A 16,312-nucleotide genomic window follows, 5' to 3' on the forward strand; every position below is an offset into this window, starting at 1 on the left:
ACCATTGATGAGCCTCACCCTGGCCCTCGCGGGAGCGGCCTCGGCGCAGCCGGTCGTCTCACGGGCGACGCGGATTGAGACAGCGCCTGATGCCTTTCGGGAGCGCCTGCGCGACGCGGCACGACTGTACGAGGAACTGGAGTACGAACAGGCATTGCTCGCGCTCGCGGATGCCAAGGCCCTGGCGAGGACCGAGGATGAGCGAGCCGACGCGTTGCTCTACGAAGGCCTGGTGCTGGCGGACCTCGGCCAGCGACAGAAGTCCCTCGTCGCCTTCCGTCAGGGATTGACGCTGCGTCCCCTGGCGTCGCTTCCCGTGAAGGTGTCCCCCAAGGTGCAACGGGACTTCGAGAACGTGCGCCGGGAGGTGTCGCGGGACCTTGCGCGGAATGCGCCCACGAACGCGGGCAGCACCGGTGCCACCGCCATGCCGGAGCCGAAGGTCCCCCACTCGGACAACCTGGAGCGTCCCATCCAGGAAGTCCCCGAGGTCGCGCTGGTTCCAGTCCACCCGGAGGAGGAGGCCGCGGAGTTGCGAATGGCGCCTCCGAACGGAGCGCTGTCCAGGCTCCGTCCCATCTCGATGGTCCTCGCGGGGGCCGGGCTCGCGGCGGGCGGAGTCGGGAGCTACTTCGGACTTCGCTCCCGGGGGAACATCCAGAATGCCCGCGAGGCCACGCAGGTCGACGCACAGCAAGGGCACCTGGACTCGGCCCGGGGACAGGCACTCGCCGCGAATGTCCTGTTCGGCGTCGCGGTCACCTCGGTCGCGGGGGCGGTCATCACCTACTTCACCGGCTCCGAGCCCGAGAACGAGGAGCTGCATCCATGATGCGCCCTGCCCTCTTGTGCCTGCTGTTCGCCACGGCCTGCACCGTGCCAGACATGGATGAGCTGTATCCGGACTGCGACGGCCATCTTGACCTCGAGACCGCTTTCGACGGTCAACCGGCCAATGCGGTGCTCGGCGGTGGCACCGCATGTCGAAGCATCCACCTCACGGTAGCCCTCGTGGAATTCAGCCCTCGCTGCGTGCTCGTCCGTGCCCGGGACGCGGGCAGCGGGAAGGAAGTCTCACAAACCTTCAGGGACGTCCTGATCGGCGCAGGGCCCGGCTTCAACCTTCGAGTCGTCGTCTCTCCACCCAAAGGTTGGGGACCCACCGTGGAAGTGGAGGCAAGAGCCTTCGAGCAGAGCTGCGAGGGAGTCGCGGTGGGGATCAACCTCGCGAGCGTCACGGTGGCCAACAACAGGGGGGTCCCCGCCACGCTCCGCATCGAGGCCCAGGACGCGGATCGGGATGGCTATGTCAGTCGCGTCAACGGCGGAACGGATTGCCAGGATGACCAGAGTGACATCAACCCCGGCGCGGCGGAGCGGTGCAACGCGCAGGACGACAACTGCGACGGAATCAACGATGAGGCGCACTTCAACCTGGGAGGTCAGTGCACGCTCAGCGCGGGGTGCCAGGGTGTCTACCGCTGCGACGTGACGGACCAGCTCCTCTACTGCGACAGTCCCTCCGCGCGGTTGGCCTACCTGGACCAGGACCGAGATGGACATGGGCAGAAGGGAGTCACCCCGACGACCTTCTGTGACGCGGTGCCAGCCGGCTACGTCACCGCCCCCCCGGATGACTGTGATGACACGAACGCCAGCATCTACCCGGGCGCGCTGGAGCGCTGCGACGGAGTCGACAACGACTGCGATGCAATCCTCGACGAGGGTTTCCCCGGGCTCGGCTCGACGTGCACGGATTCTGCGACGCAGTGCACGGGACAACTCCAATGCGACACAAGTGGCGCCACTCTCGTCTGCGGGGCCACGCAGTCCGTCCCGGCCTGGTACCTGGACGAGGACGCCGACGGCTCTGGCCAGACCTCCGGAGCCATCCGCTCCTGCGTGCACCCCGGAGGCGACTACGTCAGCAACACCGGCGACTGCAACGATGGGAACCCCCTCACCCATCCTGGCGCACCGGAGCTGTGTGACGACCTGGACAACGACTGCGACGGTCAGAAGGAAGGCCCGACCCAGTGCCCGGGAGGACTCACTCCCACCTGGGCCGGGCAGACGGTGGCCTCCACCAGCCAGACATGGATCTCCGCCTCCTCCTGGACTCGCGGCGGAGTCTGGGTGGGCGGCGACGAGAACTTTCGAGCAAGGCTGACCCCCGGGCAGGTGACGTTCACGGTCCTCTCGGACTTTGGCTGCGGCATGACGGACGCCGCGTGGACCAGCGTCTGGGCGGACCCGACCACCGGTCGCGCGTGGCTCGGCTCCGTCGACGGGAGGAAGGCCCGCCAGGACTCCTCGGCGTCGAATTGCGTCCAGGTCCAGAACGACAACCTGTGGGTCCACGGCCTGGTGGGAGTGCGGAACAACAACGTGCTCACGCTCTATGGAGCGACCGACAGCCTGGGTTCGGATGAGGGCGCGGCCTTCACCTGGAACGGCACCGGAACACCGACCTACAACCCCATCAACAACAACTTTCACTATGTCTACGACGTGCATGGAGCGACGGCGGACACCGTCTTCATCGTGGGAGGCCCCGCGACGGACGCGCGTATCTATCGCTACAACCGAAGTTCCGGCGAGTGGGATACCGAGGCCGTCGAGGACGTCGCACCCGACCTCGACACGCTCCGGGGTGTCTGGGTGGCGAACGCCAGGCTGGCCTTCGCGGTGGGAGACACAGGCACCGTCCTGCGGTGGCACCTGGGTCAGTGGACCCGGCTGTCCTTTCCCACCACGCACGACCTGACCTCGGTCATCGCCTTTGGCGCGGGGTCCGCCTATGCGACCTGCAAGAGCGGACACGTCTACCGTTACAATGGGCAGACCTGGCAGCAGGTCCACTCCACGGGAGGCATCCGCCTCAATGACATCACGGGCACCGGCCCTGACGACCTCTGGGTCGTGGGCACCAGTGGCCGCATCCTCCACTGGCCCGCATGGCCTTGAGTGCGCCCCGGGTTGTGAATGAGCCCGGGCGCTCGGCTCGGCCTGGTCAGTAGGAGACAGGCACGAGAACGCCCGCGGCCACCACCGTGAGCACGAACAGGAGCGGCGTGGACACGATGATCCACAGCTTGTGATTCTCCAGCTTGTGCCCGAAGAACAGCCAGAGCAGCCCGGAGGCGGGAATCATCGAGGCGGCGGGGAAGGCCAACAGCTCCAAATCCGGGCCGCCACTGACGCCGCGACTTTCAAGCTCAATCGCGCGGATGAAGAACACGAGCAGCAAAGCCCCGCTGCCGCCAACCAGCCCGTAAAGCCATTTCTCTGCAAGGTGCATGGGCGCAAAGCCTACAATTTCATTCCGACAATGCGCATCCGCCCCAGGCCACTTTCCAGGGCCCCCACCCCCGCCGGGTGACATCGCCGGCACAGGCGGGGACACGGGAAGAGCGGTGCGTCAGGCCCCGCCCACCTCACGGTCAAGATGCGTCTAGTCCGCGTGGAAGTTGTACTTGAAGGTGTTGTTCTGCCCCGCCTTCACCACGAACGTCTGCGTCACTTCCTTGCCCAGTTCATGATTGATGAGCTTGATGGTGTTCTTGCCTTCGGGCGCCGCGATGGGGTCTATCGGCGTCTGCCCCAGGTCCTTCCCATTCAGCACCACCTTCGCATAGGGGCGGATGCGGAACTCCAACATGCCCGTGGCCACCACCTTCGCGCGCGGGCGCGGTGGCGGCGCGGCCTTCGCGACAGGTTTCACCTCGGGCAACACGGGTACTGGCGCGGCGGAAGTGCCGCCAGCAGCGGACACGACAGCCGGCGGCGCTTTCTCCACGGGCGTCGCGGTCACCCCCTTCGGTGACGGTACCGGCGCGGTGGGCGGAGGCTCCGCCTTCATCACCGCCACTTGCGGCTCCCGTCCCGCCGCCGGGGCATCCCCGCCCGCGACCCGCTCCTGCGCGGTGGAAGGCTTGGGCGACTCCACCGTCGACGGACGCTTCGCCTCCGGCCTCTTCCCCAAGGGAAGCGGAGGAGGCACCACGACAATGGGTTGCTCGCCCCGAGTGGCCACCACCGCCACGCCGCCGAGCACGAGCACCGCTCCACCCACGAGCACGGCGAGGAGTCCCGTCGAGGCCTTGCTCGCCTTGGGGGCACGCACCTGCGCGCCCGTGGAGATGGCGTCCTCGTCCGCCCCGCCGCCATTCGTCGGGACGCGCTCCTCCGCATCCCGCTCGGACTCCCCCGACGGCCCCGCGGGCGCTGTCACCGCGGCGATGCCCGAAGCGTTCCATCCCTCACCCGCGCTTCGAGCCTCGGAGGCCACCCCACCCTGCGCCGGCAGCATCGGACGGGAGGCCGGCTTGCGTCGAGCCCCCGCCGCCTTCGCCGCGCGTTCCGGAGCGTCCGAGCCCTTGCCGCCCTCATTCGAGACGGGCTGCGGACGTCCCTCCGCAATCATCCCCCGCACCGACAGCGGCATGGGCGTCGTGGGCGACGTCGAGTCCACGGGCGGAGGCGGAGGCCCCTTCGCCTCTGGAGGCGCCGCCATGGACTTCGGCGTGCTCCCGGGCTTCGCGGGCGTCGCACCTCCCATCGCCGCGGGCGAGGCCACCACCGGCCCCGACATTCCCTCCGCCACCAGCTTCGCCACGAACTGCGCGAGCTGGTACGCCCCCACGGACTCGCCCGACGACAGCAGGTAGCGCTCCAGGTCCGCCTGGAGCGCACGGCAGTCCGCGTAGCGGGTGTCCCGCTCCTTCGCGAGCGCCAGGTCCAGAATCTTCTGCAGCGCCACCGGCACATCCGGCCGGCGCTCCACCACGGGGATGAACGGCTCGAACAGGATGGCCTGCATCGTGCTCGCCTCGGTCGTCGCGTCGAAGGGACGCTTGCCCGTCAGGAGCTCGTACAGCACCACCCCCAGCGCGTACACGTCCACCCGCCGGTCCAGCGGCTTCGTCCGGAGCTGCTCCGGTGGCATGTACGCCACCTTCCCCTTCACCACGCCCGTCTGCGTGCGGTGCCCCTGCCCCGCCACCTTCGCCACGCCGAAGTCCACCACCTTCACCGCGCCCTGCCGCGACACCAGGATGTTGTCCGGACTCACGTCGCGGTGGATGAGCCCCAGGGGCTCTCCAGTCGCCGGATCACAGAAGTCGTGCGCGAAGGACAGGCCCTCCGCCGCGAGCGACACCAGCTTCGCGCACATCATCGGCGGCAGGGGCTGCTCCGCCGCGCGCTTCACCAGCCGCCGCAGCGTGGGCCCGTCGATGAACTCCATCGCCAGGAAGTAGCTGCCGTCCGCCTCGCCGAAGTCGAAAATCTGGACGATGTTCGGGTGCTCCAACTGCGCGGCCAGCCGCGCCTCTCCCAGGAACATCTCCACGAACGCCGGGTCCTCCGCCAGGTGCGGGAGGATCCGCTTCAGGACGAGCGTCTTCTCGAAGCCCATGGGGCCCGCGGCCTTGGCGAGGAAGACCTCCGCCATGCCCCCCGAGGCAAGCTTCCGGACGAGTTGATACTTCCCGACTTGCATTTGATGAAGGGTTCTCCCAGGTTTCCCTGGAAAAGTGAAATGCCTGCCCGAGTGTTCTGCCCAGGACCGTGCAACCAGGCATCATCAAGTTTGACCGTGACGCGACGCCGTCCGTAGGATCCGCGCACGCATGCCCCCGAAGGTCATCGGTCCCTACCGCGTCCTGGAGACGCTCGGCAGCGGCGGGGCCGGCACCGTGTACCGGGCCCTGGACCGCCGCAGCAACGACGAAGTCGCGCTCAAGCTGCTGTCGGCCGGCCCCGCGCTGGACGAACGGGCGGCGCGACGACTCGCGCGTGAATTCGAGACGCTGGCGGACCTGTCCCATCCCAACGTGGTGAAGGTCTTCGAGGCGGGGGTCCATCAGGGCTGGCCCTACCTGGCCATGGAGCTGATTGAAGGGCTCACGCTGCGCCACTACCTGGACATCCGAGGGGACGACCTGCTGTCGCCCATCAGCGGCACCACGCCGCGCGGCCTGTTGACGGTGCGCCGCACCGCGGACGAGGACTTCGGCCCTGGCAGCGACAGCATCTCCAACGCGGACGCGGCGGGTGACGCCCGCCCCGCGGCGGAGGGGCTGTTCAGCATGGACGCCTTCAACGAGGAGCCTCCCAGCGAGGACCTGGACGCCTACGGCGCGGCGGAAGGCGAGGACGAACTGGGCTCGGGCTCCGGCTCGGGCTCGGACGACTCGATGGAGGGCTTCGACATGCCTCCGCCCGCGGCTCGCAAGCCGGTGGACGACGGCCGGGCGCCGCGCGAGGAGGACCTCAACCGTCCCGAGCGCATGGGACGGCTGAAGGACACCATGCTCCAGCTGTGCGAGGCGCTGGCCTACATCCACGGGCACGGGCTGGTGCACCGGGACTTGAAGCCGTCCAACGTCATGGTGGACGAGGACCGGCAGGTGCGGCTGATGGACTTCGGGCTGGCCAAGTTCCTCGCGGACGACGTGGCGATCACCGAGGCGGGCAAGCTGGTGGGCACGTACCGCTACATGGCGCCCGAGCAGATTCTCGGGGAGCCGTTGGATGGGCGCTCGGACCTGTACAGTCTGGGCGTCATCCTCTATGAGCTGCTCAGCGGGCGGCCTCCCTTCGATGCGAAGACGCCGCACGAGCTGTGGCGGCAGGTGTTGGAGACGGAGCCTCCGCCGGTGCTGGCGCTGAACCTTCATGGGGACCCGCAGTTCGCACGCGTGGCCCACCGCCTCATCCGCAAGGAGCCGGACGACCGGTTCCAGACGGCCGAGGAAGTCTACGAGGCTCTTTCCGAGTGAATCCCTCCAAGCTGCACACCTTCACCGTGGACGCCGACAAGGCGGGCCAGCGGGTGGACCTCTTCGTGGGCGAGGCGCTGGGCCTGTCGCGCGCGCGCCTCAAGCGACTCTTCGATGCGGGCGCGGTGAAGGTGAACCACCGGGCGGCGAAGAAGGGCCTCACGCTCACGGCCGGGCAGCAGATCTCCGTGGTGGTGGAGGAGGAGACGCGCGAGGCGGTGCCCGACGAGGAGTTCCCCCTCGTCGTGCTGCACGAGGACGCCGCGCTGGTGTTCGTGGACAAGCCCGCGGGCCGGCCCTCGCATCCGCTCCAGTCGGGAGAGACGGGCACGGTGGCCAACGCGCTGGTGGCGCGCTACCCCGAGTGCGCGCAGGCGTCGGTGGACCCGCGCGAAGGCGGGCTGTGCCACCGGTTGGACGTGGAGACGTCGGGCGTGGTGGTGGCCGCGCGCTCGCGCACCGCGTGGGATGCCGTCCGCGCGGCCTTCGGTGAGCGCGCGGTGGACAAGCGCTACCTCGCGCTGGTGACGGGGCCCCTGGTGGACGAGGGCGACATCGAGCTGCCGCTGCGCCATCACCCGCGTCACCCGGACCGGGTGGAGCCCGCGCCACACGGCGCCGAGGACGCACGCGAGGCGGTGTCGCGCTTCCGCGTGCTGGCGCGCGTGGGCGAGTACAGCCTGGTGGAGGTGCGCATCCTCACGGGCGTGTTGCATCAGGTGCGCGCGCACATGGCGGGCATTGGCGCGCCCATCGTCGGCGACACGCTCTACGGCGGGCGCGAGGCGCCAGGGCTGGGGCGCTTCTTCCTGCATGCACGGGCGCTCGGGTTGGCGCATCCGGAGACGAAGAAGCCGATGCATGTAACGAGTCCCCTGCCCCCGGAGCTCCGCGCGGAGCTGGAGCGACTGGGACTGCCCCTGCCTCGCGGCGAGCGCGAGGACGAGAGTCCGGCGAGCTGACGGGGCTGCTCACTTCCCCAGGGACTTGAGCATCGCCCGAGCCGCATTGGATGCGCCGCCCGTGGGCACCAGCAGGAGGTACTTCTTGAAGGCCTCCGCCGCCTGGTTGCTGTCTCCCAGGGATTGGTAGGCCATCCCCAGCGACAACCAGGCGCGAGCATCGCCCCCATCCGCGCGAACGACGTGCTGGAGCAGGACCACGCCCTCTCGCAAGGACTTCTCCGACTCGAAGCCGCTCACCAGCAGGAGCCCCAGCTCCTTCCGGGCTTCATGCGAGCCGTCTTTGAGCACGAGGGCTTTGCGATAGCTGACCATCGCGGCCTTGGTACGACCTGCCTGCTCCGCGGACCGCCCTGCCTTCATCAGCGCGGCGAACTCGTCTTCGGGCGACAGCGCCTTGACGCCCGCGGCGGACACGACAGGAGGAGGACGCGGAGCGGATGGCGCGCTCCCTGGCTTCGGAGCATCAACGGGGATGGCGACCGCGACAGTCGGGGACTTGTCCTCGCGAGCGGGTGCGACGGCCGCTGTGCCCGCGTCCCTCTCGGGCAGAGACGTCGGACTGGCGAACTCGGGGGTCTTCTCGGGAGACAACGGGACTGCCGGAACCTGGACCTCCGCCAGCTCGTCTGAAGGCACCGGGGCCCCTGTCGTGGGCGACAATGGGGCCGTGGAAGCCTGCTCCGCTTTCGGGGCGGGGGCCGACACCTTGGGGCTCGACTTCCCGCTGAGCGTCCACGTCACCACACCCAGCGCCGCCGAGAACAGGAGCGCGGCTCCAAGCCCCGCGCCCAGGCCTTGTCGATACGAGGTCCACCGGTGGGTGGAGACCTGCGTCACCACGGGAACCTCGTTCATCGTGGCGACAGTGCGAGTCTCCGCGGCGCGAGCCAGCTCCTCCCGAAAGGGCGTGGGCACCTGGGGCTCGCGTCCCTCTTCACGCAACTCCATGGTGAACAGCGTCTGGACGAGCCACGCCACCGACATGGGCGAGAACCGAGGCGTCGTCGCATAGAGAAACCCGGAGAGCGCTTCGGCGAAGGCGTGCGCGGACTCGAAGCGCTCCTCCTTCTTCACGGCCAGCGCCTTCTGGACGATGGCATCCAGCTCCACGGGCAGCTCCGGGCGCAGCGTCCTCGGTGACGGGAACCGCCCCTCCTGCAACTGGTGCATCACCACGTACTCGGGGCCCTGCAACGGCAGACGCCCGCACAGCATCTGGTAGAGCACCACACCGGCCGCCCACACATCCGTGCGTGCGTCGACGTCCTCGCCTCGCGCCTGCTCCGGCGAAAAGAAGAGGTACTTGCCCTTCACCACACCGGGCTCGGTCTTGAACCCTCGCAGTTCGCGCGCCTTGGCGATGCCGAAGTCGACGATCTTGACCTGCCCCTCGTAGCTGACCAGGACATTCTCCGGAGAGACGTCCCGATGGACGATGCCCAGGGGAACACCCCGGCTGTCCGCGCGCGTGTGCGCGTAATGCAGCCCTCGACAGACCTCCAGCGCGATGAAGACAGCCTGGGCCACCGGCACGGCGCTCAGGCCATGCTGGAGCGCGCGCTTGATGATGCGATGAAGCGGCGGCCCGTCCACCAGCTCCATCGCCAGGAAGTGCTCGCCCTCCGTCCGTCCGAAGTCGAAGACCTGGGCGATGTTGCCGTGGGACAGCGACGCGGAGATGCGAGCCTCGCTGATGAACATCTGGATGAAGCGCTCATCCTGCGCGTACTCCGGCAGCACCTTCTTGATGAGCACGGGCTTCGTCACGCCCGCCTCCCCCACCAGCCGCGCGCGCCACGCTTCCGCCATGCCGCCCTTGCCAAGCCTTGACACCAACGAATAGCGACCAAAGGGCTTGGAGGGGGCGGAATCCATGAGGCGTGCAATGTAGCCCCACGAATCGCATCAGCCCAGAGCAACCCCTTGGGCTGGGAGTCCATGGAGGCCCAAGGACAATCGGACGGGCGCCATGCAGCGAACGCACCAGCCGTATGGGCCTTCAGACCCACCCCGGGTCAAGGTGCCTCGGGCTCCTCGGGTTGTTCGGTCGCCGCGCGGTCCTCGACGGGGGTTCGACAGACATCCGTGCGCTGGTAGCGCCTGACAATGAAAGCCCTGCCGGCAATCGTCCTATTGTATACACGCCGCATGACCCCCACTCCTCGAGAAACCTCAAGACGACGAAGACTGGTGCTGGCGGCCTGTGTCGCTGGCCTGGGCCTCGTCGTACCCCAACTCTCCTTCGCGGACCCCAATTGCCTCCCCGGCGACACGCGGCCCATCTGCAACCCCACGGAGACAGAGCCTCCACCACCAGTGCCCTTCTGGATTCAAAACGGCCAGCGCTTCTTTGTGATTGGCACCTACGACTACCCCAAACGAGATTACGCGGACGCGGGTCTGGCGGATCTTCTCCCAAGCCTTGACAAGACTGACCTCGGGCTCGGAGAACTGGGTCGCGCGGGATTCAATGCCGTCATCGTGGACATCCATGACCTGACTCCCGCCGACCTGGACAAGATGGAGTCGCACGGGGTCCATGCCCTGGGCAGCGCCTGGAATTGGAGCGATCGGGGAGGGGCACTCAGTGAACTGCACTGGGTGCGAGAGAAGGACGCCCAGCACCATATCGGCAGCGACCTGGACCTCAAGATCCAGGCACTGAAGGGCAAGCCTGCATTCCTCGGCTACGAAAGCCAGGACGAGATGGGCTGGAACAAGGTCGGTTCAGGGCAGGTCGCGCAGTTTGCCGATGGAGGGGTCAACCTGGTTCTGACAACGAGCCAGCGTGCTCGCATTCCCAGCGTGACGGAGGCCACGAGCTTCCGCGCGTTCGTCAATTCCAGGGACCCCTCGCATCTGGTCTATTACACGGAGGTGGCCGCCCCCAACGCGGGTGGCTTTCCGTCCGGGGGGCCCCTGCTGCCAGGCCTTTCCCCCGCCGCATACGAGCAATGGAGTGACGGGGCGAACGCGTGGGGACACGACAGGTATCCCATCTACGTGACGCTCGAAGGCTACTCTCCGCCATTCCCGGAAGCCCCGCTCATGGGTCCAGCAGAAACCCTCGATGCCATGCAGGTGCTCTATGATCAGGACTCCGCGTCGCCCTATGTCGCCAAGGGCCCCATCCTGATGGTGCTCCAGGGACAGGGCGGAGGGGAGTGCTGCTCCACTTGGCAGAACCCGCTGACAGGACGGCGTCCCAACTACATCGAGACTCGCTTCATGGCCTACTCCTCCATCATCCATGGGGCGCGTGGCATCTTCTGGTGGGGGACGGATGCCATCGAGCAGGACTCCCAGCTCTGGTGGGACATCAAGAAGGTCGCCTCTCAGCTTCGCATCCTGGAACCCGCGCTGGTCGCGGACGGCGCTTGGGGTTTGATGCTGACTCCTGGACTCGAAGGCACGCACCGCAAAATCGGTCAACACCATGTCGTCATCGTCGCCAATCCCACGCCCAGCCCCATCACCGCCACCATTCACCCGCAGACATGGAATGGCACGCTGCCCGCTCGCAGCCTCTTCGAGCAGCGCAGCCCCATTCCATACAGCTCCAGTCTAGGGGGATGGGAGGACACCTTTGGTCCATGGGAAGTACACGTCTACACGGATACGCCCATGTATCAGCGGAAGGATGATTTCGATGGGGATGGTAAGTCGGACTTCACCTGGTATTGGAAATCACCCGCGATGCCCCAGACGGGACTGCTCACGGTGAAGACCAGCTCCCTGCCAAGACCGATGGGCCTCGCGGGTGGGCTCCCCGGGGACATCTCGCTCACGGGTGACTATGATGGCGATGGCCTCACGGACTTCGCCGTCTACACCCCTGCCTGGAGCGCCACTACGCCTGGGTTCTTCTCGGTGTGGCGGAGCCAGGGACAACACTGGAGCTGGTTCGGCCTGGGCGGGCCTGGCGACATCCCCCTTGCCGCGGACTACGACGGCGATGGGATCACTGACATCGCCGTGTACCAACGCTTCCCGACTCCCGAGGGGACCCCTCCCAATCTCGTCTATGGACAGTTCAAGTGGATCTCGAGCCAGACTGGAGACCCCGAACCCATCCTCTTCAAGGCTGGCGAACCCGACGACGTGCCCGTCGTCGGAGACTTCGATGAAGACGGCAGGGATGACTTCGCCCTGTACAAGTACAAGAGCAGTACGGGTTGGGGCGGCTGGTTCTCTGTCTGGGTGCTACAGGGAACGGGAGGGTTCTGGGATTGGGACACGATGGGACAGGTGGGAGACATTCCTGTCATTGGCGACTACGACGGCGATGGCGCCAGTGACCGGGCGCTCTATACGCCCCGCTGGCCCGCGAATGACGGCGGCGGCTACTTCACCATCTTGCATAGCTCCACCGGGACGTCCCACGTGAAGTTCCTCGGAGGAGTCAGCGACGTTCCCGTCACGGGCGACTACGACGGCGATGGGAAGACGGACATCGCCGTCTACACGCCTCGAGCGGGCACGCCCGAGACGGGCGGGTTCTACACCGTCACCTTCTCGAGCACGCAGACCACGAGCACGCAGAGCAGGACCGGCGTGCGCGCCGGAGAGCTGCCCATGGGCAAGGAGTGGCAGCACTGATGGGACGTGACACCCTCCAGCCCCCGTGAGGCATCACGGGACGCTGGAGGGCGTCGCGGTTCAGGGCGACTGGCGCAGTCCCCTCGGTAGGGGACTCCAGACGAGGTCCAACGAGGCCCCCCAAGGACCATCGGACCGGTGCCATGCGGCGTGCGCACCGGCCCGTGGGCTCATTCAGACAGGCCCTGGCTCAAGGCTCCTCGGGCTCCTCGGGTTGCTCGGTCACCTCGCAGTCCTCGACGGGAGTGGGGCCGCCCTCGCCGACAGGAACACGGACGCTCACTCCGCCATCACAGCGCTTCACCCCCGCGTCAGTGATTCCCGCGTCGGCCACTCCCGCGTCGACACTCGCGTCAGCGATTCCCGCGTCGAGCACGCCGCCATCCCAACCCGCGTCACCTGGGCCCCCGTCGTATCCGGCATCCACGCCCGCGTCCGTGCCGGCATCCACGCCCGCGTCGGGAGTTCGACAGACCTCCGTGCGCTGGTAGAGCGCCTGGCAATGAAAGCCCTCCGGGTCGCCCTCGTACGTCACCTCTGGCAATTCGGGATCCGTTCCGTACCAGTGGCGGCTGCCGCGAGTGCGGAACTGACACGTCGTGCTGCCACCATTCGCACAGGGGCAGTTTTCCGAAACCTGCCACCCCACGAACTCGAGCAGGTCATGGTTGTCCGCGAAGGCATACCGCTGCGGCGTGGAGAGCGTCACCAGGTCGCCTGGCTCCAGAGGGAGGAATGACTCGTGAGGCCCTGGATAGGGCGACTGGGGATGACTGGCGCAGGCCATCAACGGGGCGCCGTTGGGCCCTTCGGTGAGCGTGGTGGTGGTGCCTTCCAAATCGGTGCGCTCGATGGTGAAGCTCGCACAGAGCGGCGCCGTGAGGGGTGAGGTGCAGGAGTTCTCTCCGGAGCCTCGCGCCGCGACAACAATGGGAGCGATGCTGACGCCGAGCGCCACCACCCCCGTCGTGCCATCCACACACTTCTGCGCACCGGGCTTGAAATCCACCGCGCCTGTTCCTTGACGCTTCTTGGTCAGGTCCGTCAGGTCGGTGAAGGTGGTGCAGCCCAGCTTCCACGGCGTGGTGCAGCAGCACTCGATCGCCTTGATGTGGTTGTCATAGAGCGTATGGAACTCGGCCTTCGTGGCGGGAAGCACTTCCGGCATCCAGTGGCTCTTCGGCCACACGCCGTTCGCCGCGTTGCGTCCAGGGATGGCGGCCTTGTCGACGGACCTGGGGAACCAGTCCGCGCACGTGTTCTTGGTGCCGATGCGGTGACAGGTGGTGCACTCCTGATTGCCGACATTCCCATCACCGTCCTTCACTTGAGCGGTGGTGACCGTCTCCGGCTTGGGCCACCCACGCCCTGCGTTCGTGAGATAGGCCTCCTCGACGAGCTTGTACTTCCCCTTCTTGAATCCCGCGGGCAACCCATCCGCGGTCGCCGCCACCTGGTCGATGTAGGGCGAGTGCATCCAGGGGTCACTGTCATGGCACTTGGAGCAGTGCAGGCTGGAGTTGTCCCGGAGCCGTTGAGGGCTGATGTAGAACGCCCTGGCCGCCGTGGCGGCGGCGCGCTCCGCCGCATCCGCGGAAGCGGGGTCCGCCATCGGATTGGGCACATTCTTGCCATTGAGGTCCGCGCCGCTGCCGCTCAAGGCCTGGAAGTAGCATGTCGCCCCCGACGTCTTGTTGGCGACGACGATGGCGACATCCTGAAAGCTCTCCGACGTATCCAGCCCCGCCTTGTAGCGGCGGCAGATGACTCGCGCCTCCGTGTTCGGGTTGCTCGTCTTGAGCTTCAAGAGGCGTGCATTGTCGACGCAGTACTTGCCGCCAAGGTCCAGCCACACCGGCTTGTCACAGGTCATGCCGTCGGGCGTGTTGGTGGTGTGCAGCAGCGTCCCGTCCCGGCAGTTGAACGTGGCGTCCGTCAGCCGCCCCAGCTCCGCGCGACACGATGCGGCGTACTCGGTGATGTTGCTGCCGTCCACCAACCCCTGCCCCTGTCGCGCCAGGACAACGCCGTCGAGCGGCTCGGGGGGCTCGTCAGCCTCCCCTCCCGTGCAGCCCAGGAACAAGGTGGAGACGACGAGCAAGACTCCGGCGACGGCAGACTCGGCTGCACGACACGTTCGCATGGGGACTCCCAGGGGTGGGAGTCGAATCCAAACAGAAAGTCGGAGCGCGCCGCGCCCACCGGGCCTCGCATCTCGTGGGAACTGTCATCGAGAGGACCCGCCGCTTCTCTCCGGCCCGGCGCTACTCGCCCATCACCTTCGCGATGACGCGCTTGAGACACGGGCGCATCCCGCCCGAGCCGATTCTTGCCCGGGTGGCCCGGACGAAAGACGGCTGGCTCGCCGCCCGTTGTCATCCTCTCGCGGACCGCGAGCTGCTTCAGGTCATCGCGAACTGCTTCATCGGGTTCCATGAGGAGGAGGACGCCAACGACAGTGGCGTGCTCCGCCCCACGGGCTGAAGAGAGGCGAGCCCCTCAGTAGCAACTCCAGATGAGTTCTTCTGAGCAGGTACAGCCACCCAACTGCCCGTTGTCGTGGTAGCAGACGACCTCGCTGGAGGCCCCCGAGCACATAAAGCTTTCATACGACGCGCATGGCGGCAGCAGGTGAGCGGGCTTCTCGGACACCGTCGCCTCGGCCCCGAGCGCCGGGGGACAAGCCGCGCGACACCACGTGAGGGATTGGGCACACAGCGCCTTGCCCGGGCCGCTTCCGGCGTTCTCCCGCATGCAGGCAAGGTACTCGGACTGACAGGCCTGCTGGCACGTCACGGCCTGCTCCGACACCGTCTGCTCGGAAGGCTCCTGTTCCGCGCCACCACAGCCCACCAGCACGCACAGGGCCCACAGTCCTCCGACAATGAAGCTCGGCTTCATCGACAATCTCCTGGCTTGAGGTCGATACGGCGCGTGAAGCCTACCACTTCAGCCAGAGCATGCGGCATGGACTGTTGGAAGCGCGGGCGGTGGCGGAAGTGGCTGCCCTACCGGGCCAGGGGCTGCACGTGGAGAACCTCGTCGCGGACCCGACACACAATCCACCGCGCTTCGCGTTCACCGCCAACAACGCCAGCGGCTGCGTGCCCCATGTCTACGTGGACGGCGCCATGTCCCAGTACCCGACGCTCCCTGGGAACGAGTCGGCGCAGGGCTACCGGATGAAGAAGCCGCAGGTCTACAACAACGGCGCTTCCTTCACGGCCGTGTTCGACAAGAGCGGCACCTGCCCCTGAGCCGGAGTGCTCGGGACACCGGACCGCTGAGAGGAAACCGACGGCCCGCGGAGGAGTAACTCCGCGGGCCGCGCGCCGTCTCAGTAGGCGTAATAGACAGGCGGCGTGGTGCTGGTGAAGTAGTTGTAATACGTGGCCACGTAGTTGCTGCCGCTCCCCGTCTCGCCCGGGAGCGGGCCCGTCTTCGTGCCGTAGGCGACCAGCGTGGCGCCAGCATCGGTCTTGTCCAGGTTGCAGACAGGGACATTGCCCGCGCCGAAGTTCACCACGATGGTATCGTCCCGCACCTTCGCGAGCGTGGCCGGATCGATGTGGCTGACCCTGCACTGCGTGTTGGCGCTACCGCTCGGGGAATGCTTCGTCGAGAAGGCCGTCGCCAGCCCCACGCCCGTCCCCAGCACGGCGATGTGCGGCGTGCTGTAGGAGCGACCCAACTCCACGCTGCCCGCGGGATACGGACACGTCCCCGAGGCATTGCGCGTCAGGGTGATGGCATAGCGAGGAGGAAGCTCCACGGGAATCACGGCCGAGGAGATGGTGAACGAACACCCCCCGAAGGAGCTGGTCGTCAGCGCGGCCTGCTGCTCGTCCAAGGTCTCCTGCGGAGCGGTGCCCTCGGGAACACCACCACCACAGGCGGCGAGAGACACGGCGGCACACGCAAAGGCAATATTCTTGAAGACAGTCATAGAGGGGAGACTCCGAT

The 16,312-nt window shown here is 67.2% G+C and carries 13 protein-coding genes; 7 read left to right on the top strand and 6 right to left on the bottom strand.

The window, feature by feature from the left end; translation table 11 throughout:
- The first annotated feature begins 7 nt into the window (after positions 1-7).
- Positions 8-832, top strand: a complete 825-nt coding sequence (locus HUA78_RS18005) for a tetratricopeptide repeat protein (protein ID WP_254623784.1) — start codon at positions 8-10, stop codon at positions 830-832.
- Positions 829-2,967 (top strand): putative metal-binding motif-containing protein, encoded by a 2,139-nt coding sequence (locus HUA78_RS18010; RefSeq protein ID WP_174476805.1) that lies wholly within the window; start codon positions 829-831, stop codon positions 2,965-2,967. Before HUA78_RS18005 ends, HUA78_RS18010 begins: the two co-directional genes overlap by 4 nt.
- 46 nt (positions 2,968-3,013) lie before the next feature.
- On the opposite strand, the gene HUA78_RS18015 is transcribed toward HUA78_RS18010, so the two are convergent.
- Together HUA78_RS18015 and HUA78_RS18020 are read right to left on the bottom strand one after the other, a co-directional pair.
- Positions 3,014-3,301, bottom strand: a complete 288-nt coding sequence (locus HUA78_RS18015) for a hypothetical protein (RefSeq protein WP_174457122.1) — start codon at positions 3,299-3,301, stop codon at positions 3,014-3,016.
- Between the two features lie 153 nt (positions 3,302-3,454).
- Positions 3,455-5,503, bottom strand: a complete 2,049-nt coding sequence (locus tag HUA78_RS18020; RefSeq protein WP_174461850.1) for a serine/threonine-protein kinase — start codon at positions 5,501-5,503, stop codon at positions 3,455-3,457.
- Between the two features lie 130 nt (positions 5,504-5,633).
- On the opposite strand from HUA78_RS18020, the gene HUA78_RS18025 reads away from it, so the two are divergent.
- Both HUA78_RS18025 and HUA78_RS18030 read left to right on the top strand, forming a co-directional pair.
- Positions 5,634-6,785 carry a serine/threonine-protein kinase gene (locus tag HUA78_RS18025; protein ID WP_174457124.1) on the top strand — a complete coding sequence of 384 codons (1,152 nt, stop codon included), beginning with the start codon at positions 5,634-5,636 and terminating at the stop codon, positions 6,783-6,785.
- On the top strand, positions 6,782-7,747 hold the full coding sequence (locus HUA78_RS18030) for an RluA family pseudouridine synthase (RefSeq protein ID WP_174457125.1): 966 nt from the start codon (positions 6,782-6,784) through the stop codon (positions 7,745-7,747). Before HUA78_RS18025 ends, HUA78_RS18030 begins: the two co-directional genes overlap by 4 nt.
- 9 nt (positions 7,748-7,756) lie before the next feature.
- Here the strand turns inward: HUA78_RS18030 and HUA78_RS18035 are convergent, their stop codons facing one another.
- Positions 7,757-9,625: a protein kinase gene (locus tag HUA78_RS18035; RefSeq protein WP_174476806.1), complete on the bottom strand. Its 1,869-nt coding sequence runs from the start codon at positions 9,623-9,625 to the stop codon at positions 7,757-7,759.
- Positions 9,626-9,898: 273 nt separating this feature from the next.
- Between HUA78_RS18035 and HUA78_RS18040 the strand changes: the two genes are divergently transcribed.
- Positions 9,899-12,349, top strand: a complete 2,451-nt coding sequence (locus tag HUA78_RS18040) for a VCBS repeat-containing protein (RefSeq protein WP_174461847.1) — start codon at positions 9,899-9,901, stop codon at positions 12,347-12,349.
- A gap of 190 nt (positions 12,350-12,539) precedes the next feature.
- On the opposite strand, the gene HUA78_RS18045 is transcribed toward HUA78_RS18040, so the two are convergent.
- Positions 12,540-14,492 (bottom strand): hypothetical protein, encoded by a 1,953-nt coding sequence (locus tag HUA78_RS18045; protein ID WP_174466397.1) that lies wholly within the window; start codon positions 14,490-14,492, stop codon positions 12,540-12,542.
- 74 nt (positions 14,493-14,566) lie between these two features.
- Here HUA78_RS18045 and HUA78_RS18050 point away from each other — a divergent pair, with 74 nt between their 5' ends.
- On the top strand, positions 14,567-14,833 hold the full coding sequence (locus HUA78_RS18050) for a hypothetical protein (RefSeq protein WP_174461845.1): 267 nt from the start codon (positions 14,567-14,569) through the stop codon (positions 14,831-14,833).
- 15 nt (positions 14,834-14,848) lie between these two features.
- On the opposite strand, the gene HUA78_RS18055 is transcribed toward HUA78_RS18050, so the two are convergent.
- Positions 14,849-15,250, bottom strand: coding sequence for a hypothetical protein (locus HUA78_RS18055; protein WP_174461844.1), 402 nt, complete (start codon positions 15,248-15,250; stop codon positions 14,849-14,851).
- Between the two features lie 59 nt (positions 15,251-15,309).
- On the opposite strand from HUA78_RS18055, the gene HUA78_RS18060 reads away from it, so the two are divergent.
- Complete coding sequence (locus tag HUA78_RS18060; protein WP_174466396.1) at positions 15,310-15,606, top strand: hypothetical protein; 297 nt, start codon at positions 15,310-15,312, stop codon at positions 15,604-15,606.
- Between the two features lie 80 nt (positions 15,607-15,686).
- Here HUA78_RS18060 and HUA78_RS18065 read toward each other — a convergent pair whose 3' ends face one another.
- Positions 15,687-16,256: a hypothetical protein gene (locus tag HUA78_RS18065; RefSeq protein ID WP_371745606.1), complete on the bottom strand. Its 570-nt coding sequence runs from the start codon at positions 16,254-16,256 to the stop codon at positions 15,687-15,689.
- Between the last annotated feature and the right edge of the window lie 56 nt (positions 16,257-16,312).

The organism is Myxococcus sp. CA033, from assembly GCF_013336625.1.
Lineage (GTDB): Bacteria > Myxococcota > Myxococcia > Myxococcales > Myxococcaceae > Myxococcus > Myxococcus llanfairpwllgwyngyllgogerychwyrndrobwllllantysiliogogogochensis.

Coding starts and splice junctions, on each gene's coding strand:
- HUA78_RS18040 (WP_174461847.1), top strand. CDS start 9,899: ATGACCCCCACTCCTCGAGAAACCTCAAGACGACGAAGACTGGTGCTG.
- HUA78_RS18060 (WP_174466396.1), top strand. CDS start 15,310: ATGCGGCATGGACTGTTGGAAGCGCGGGCGGTGGCGGAAGTGGCTGCC.
- HUA78_RS18055 (WP_174461844.1), bottom strand. CDS start 15,250: ATGAAGCCGAGCTTCATTGTCGGAGGACTGTGGGCCCTGTGCGTGCTG.
- HUA78_RS18005 (WP_254623784.1), top strand. CDS start 8: ATGAGCCTCACCCTGGCCCTCGCGGGAGCGGCCTCGGCGCAGCCGGTC.
- HUA78_RS18015 (WP_174457122.1), bottom strand. CDS start 3,301: ATGCACCTTGCAGAGAAATGGCTTTACGGGCTGGTTGGCGGCAGCGGG.
- HUA78_RS18025 (WP_174457124.1), top strand. CDS start 5,634: ATGCCCCCGAAGGTCATCGGTCCCTACCGCGTCCTGGAGACGCTCGGC.
- HUA78_RS18045 (WP_174466397.1), bottom strand. CDS start 14,492: ATGCGAACGTGTCGTGCAGCCGAGTCTGCCGTCGCCGGAGTCTTGCTC.
- HUA78_RS18010 (WP_174476805.1), top strand. CDS start 829: ATGATGCGCCCTGCCCTCTTGTGCCTGCTGTTCGCCACGGCCTGCACC.
- HUA78_RS18035 (WP_174476806.1), bottom strand. CDS start 9,625: ATGGATTCCGCCCCCTCCAAGCCCTTTGGTCGCTATTCGTTGGTGTCA.
- HUA78_RS18020 (WP_174461850.1), bottom strand. CDS start 5,503: ATGCAAGTCGGGAAGTATCAACTCGTCCGGAAGCTTGCCTCGGGGGGC.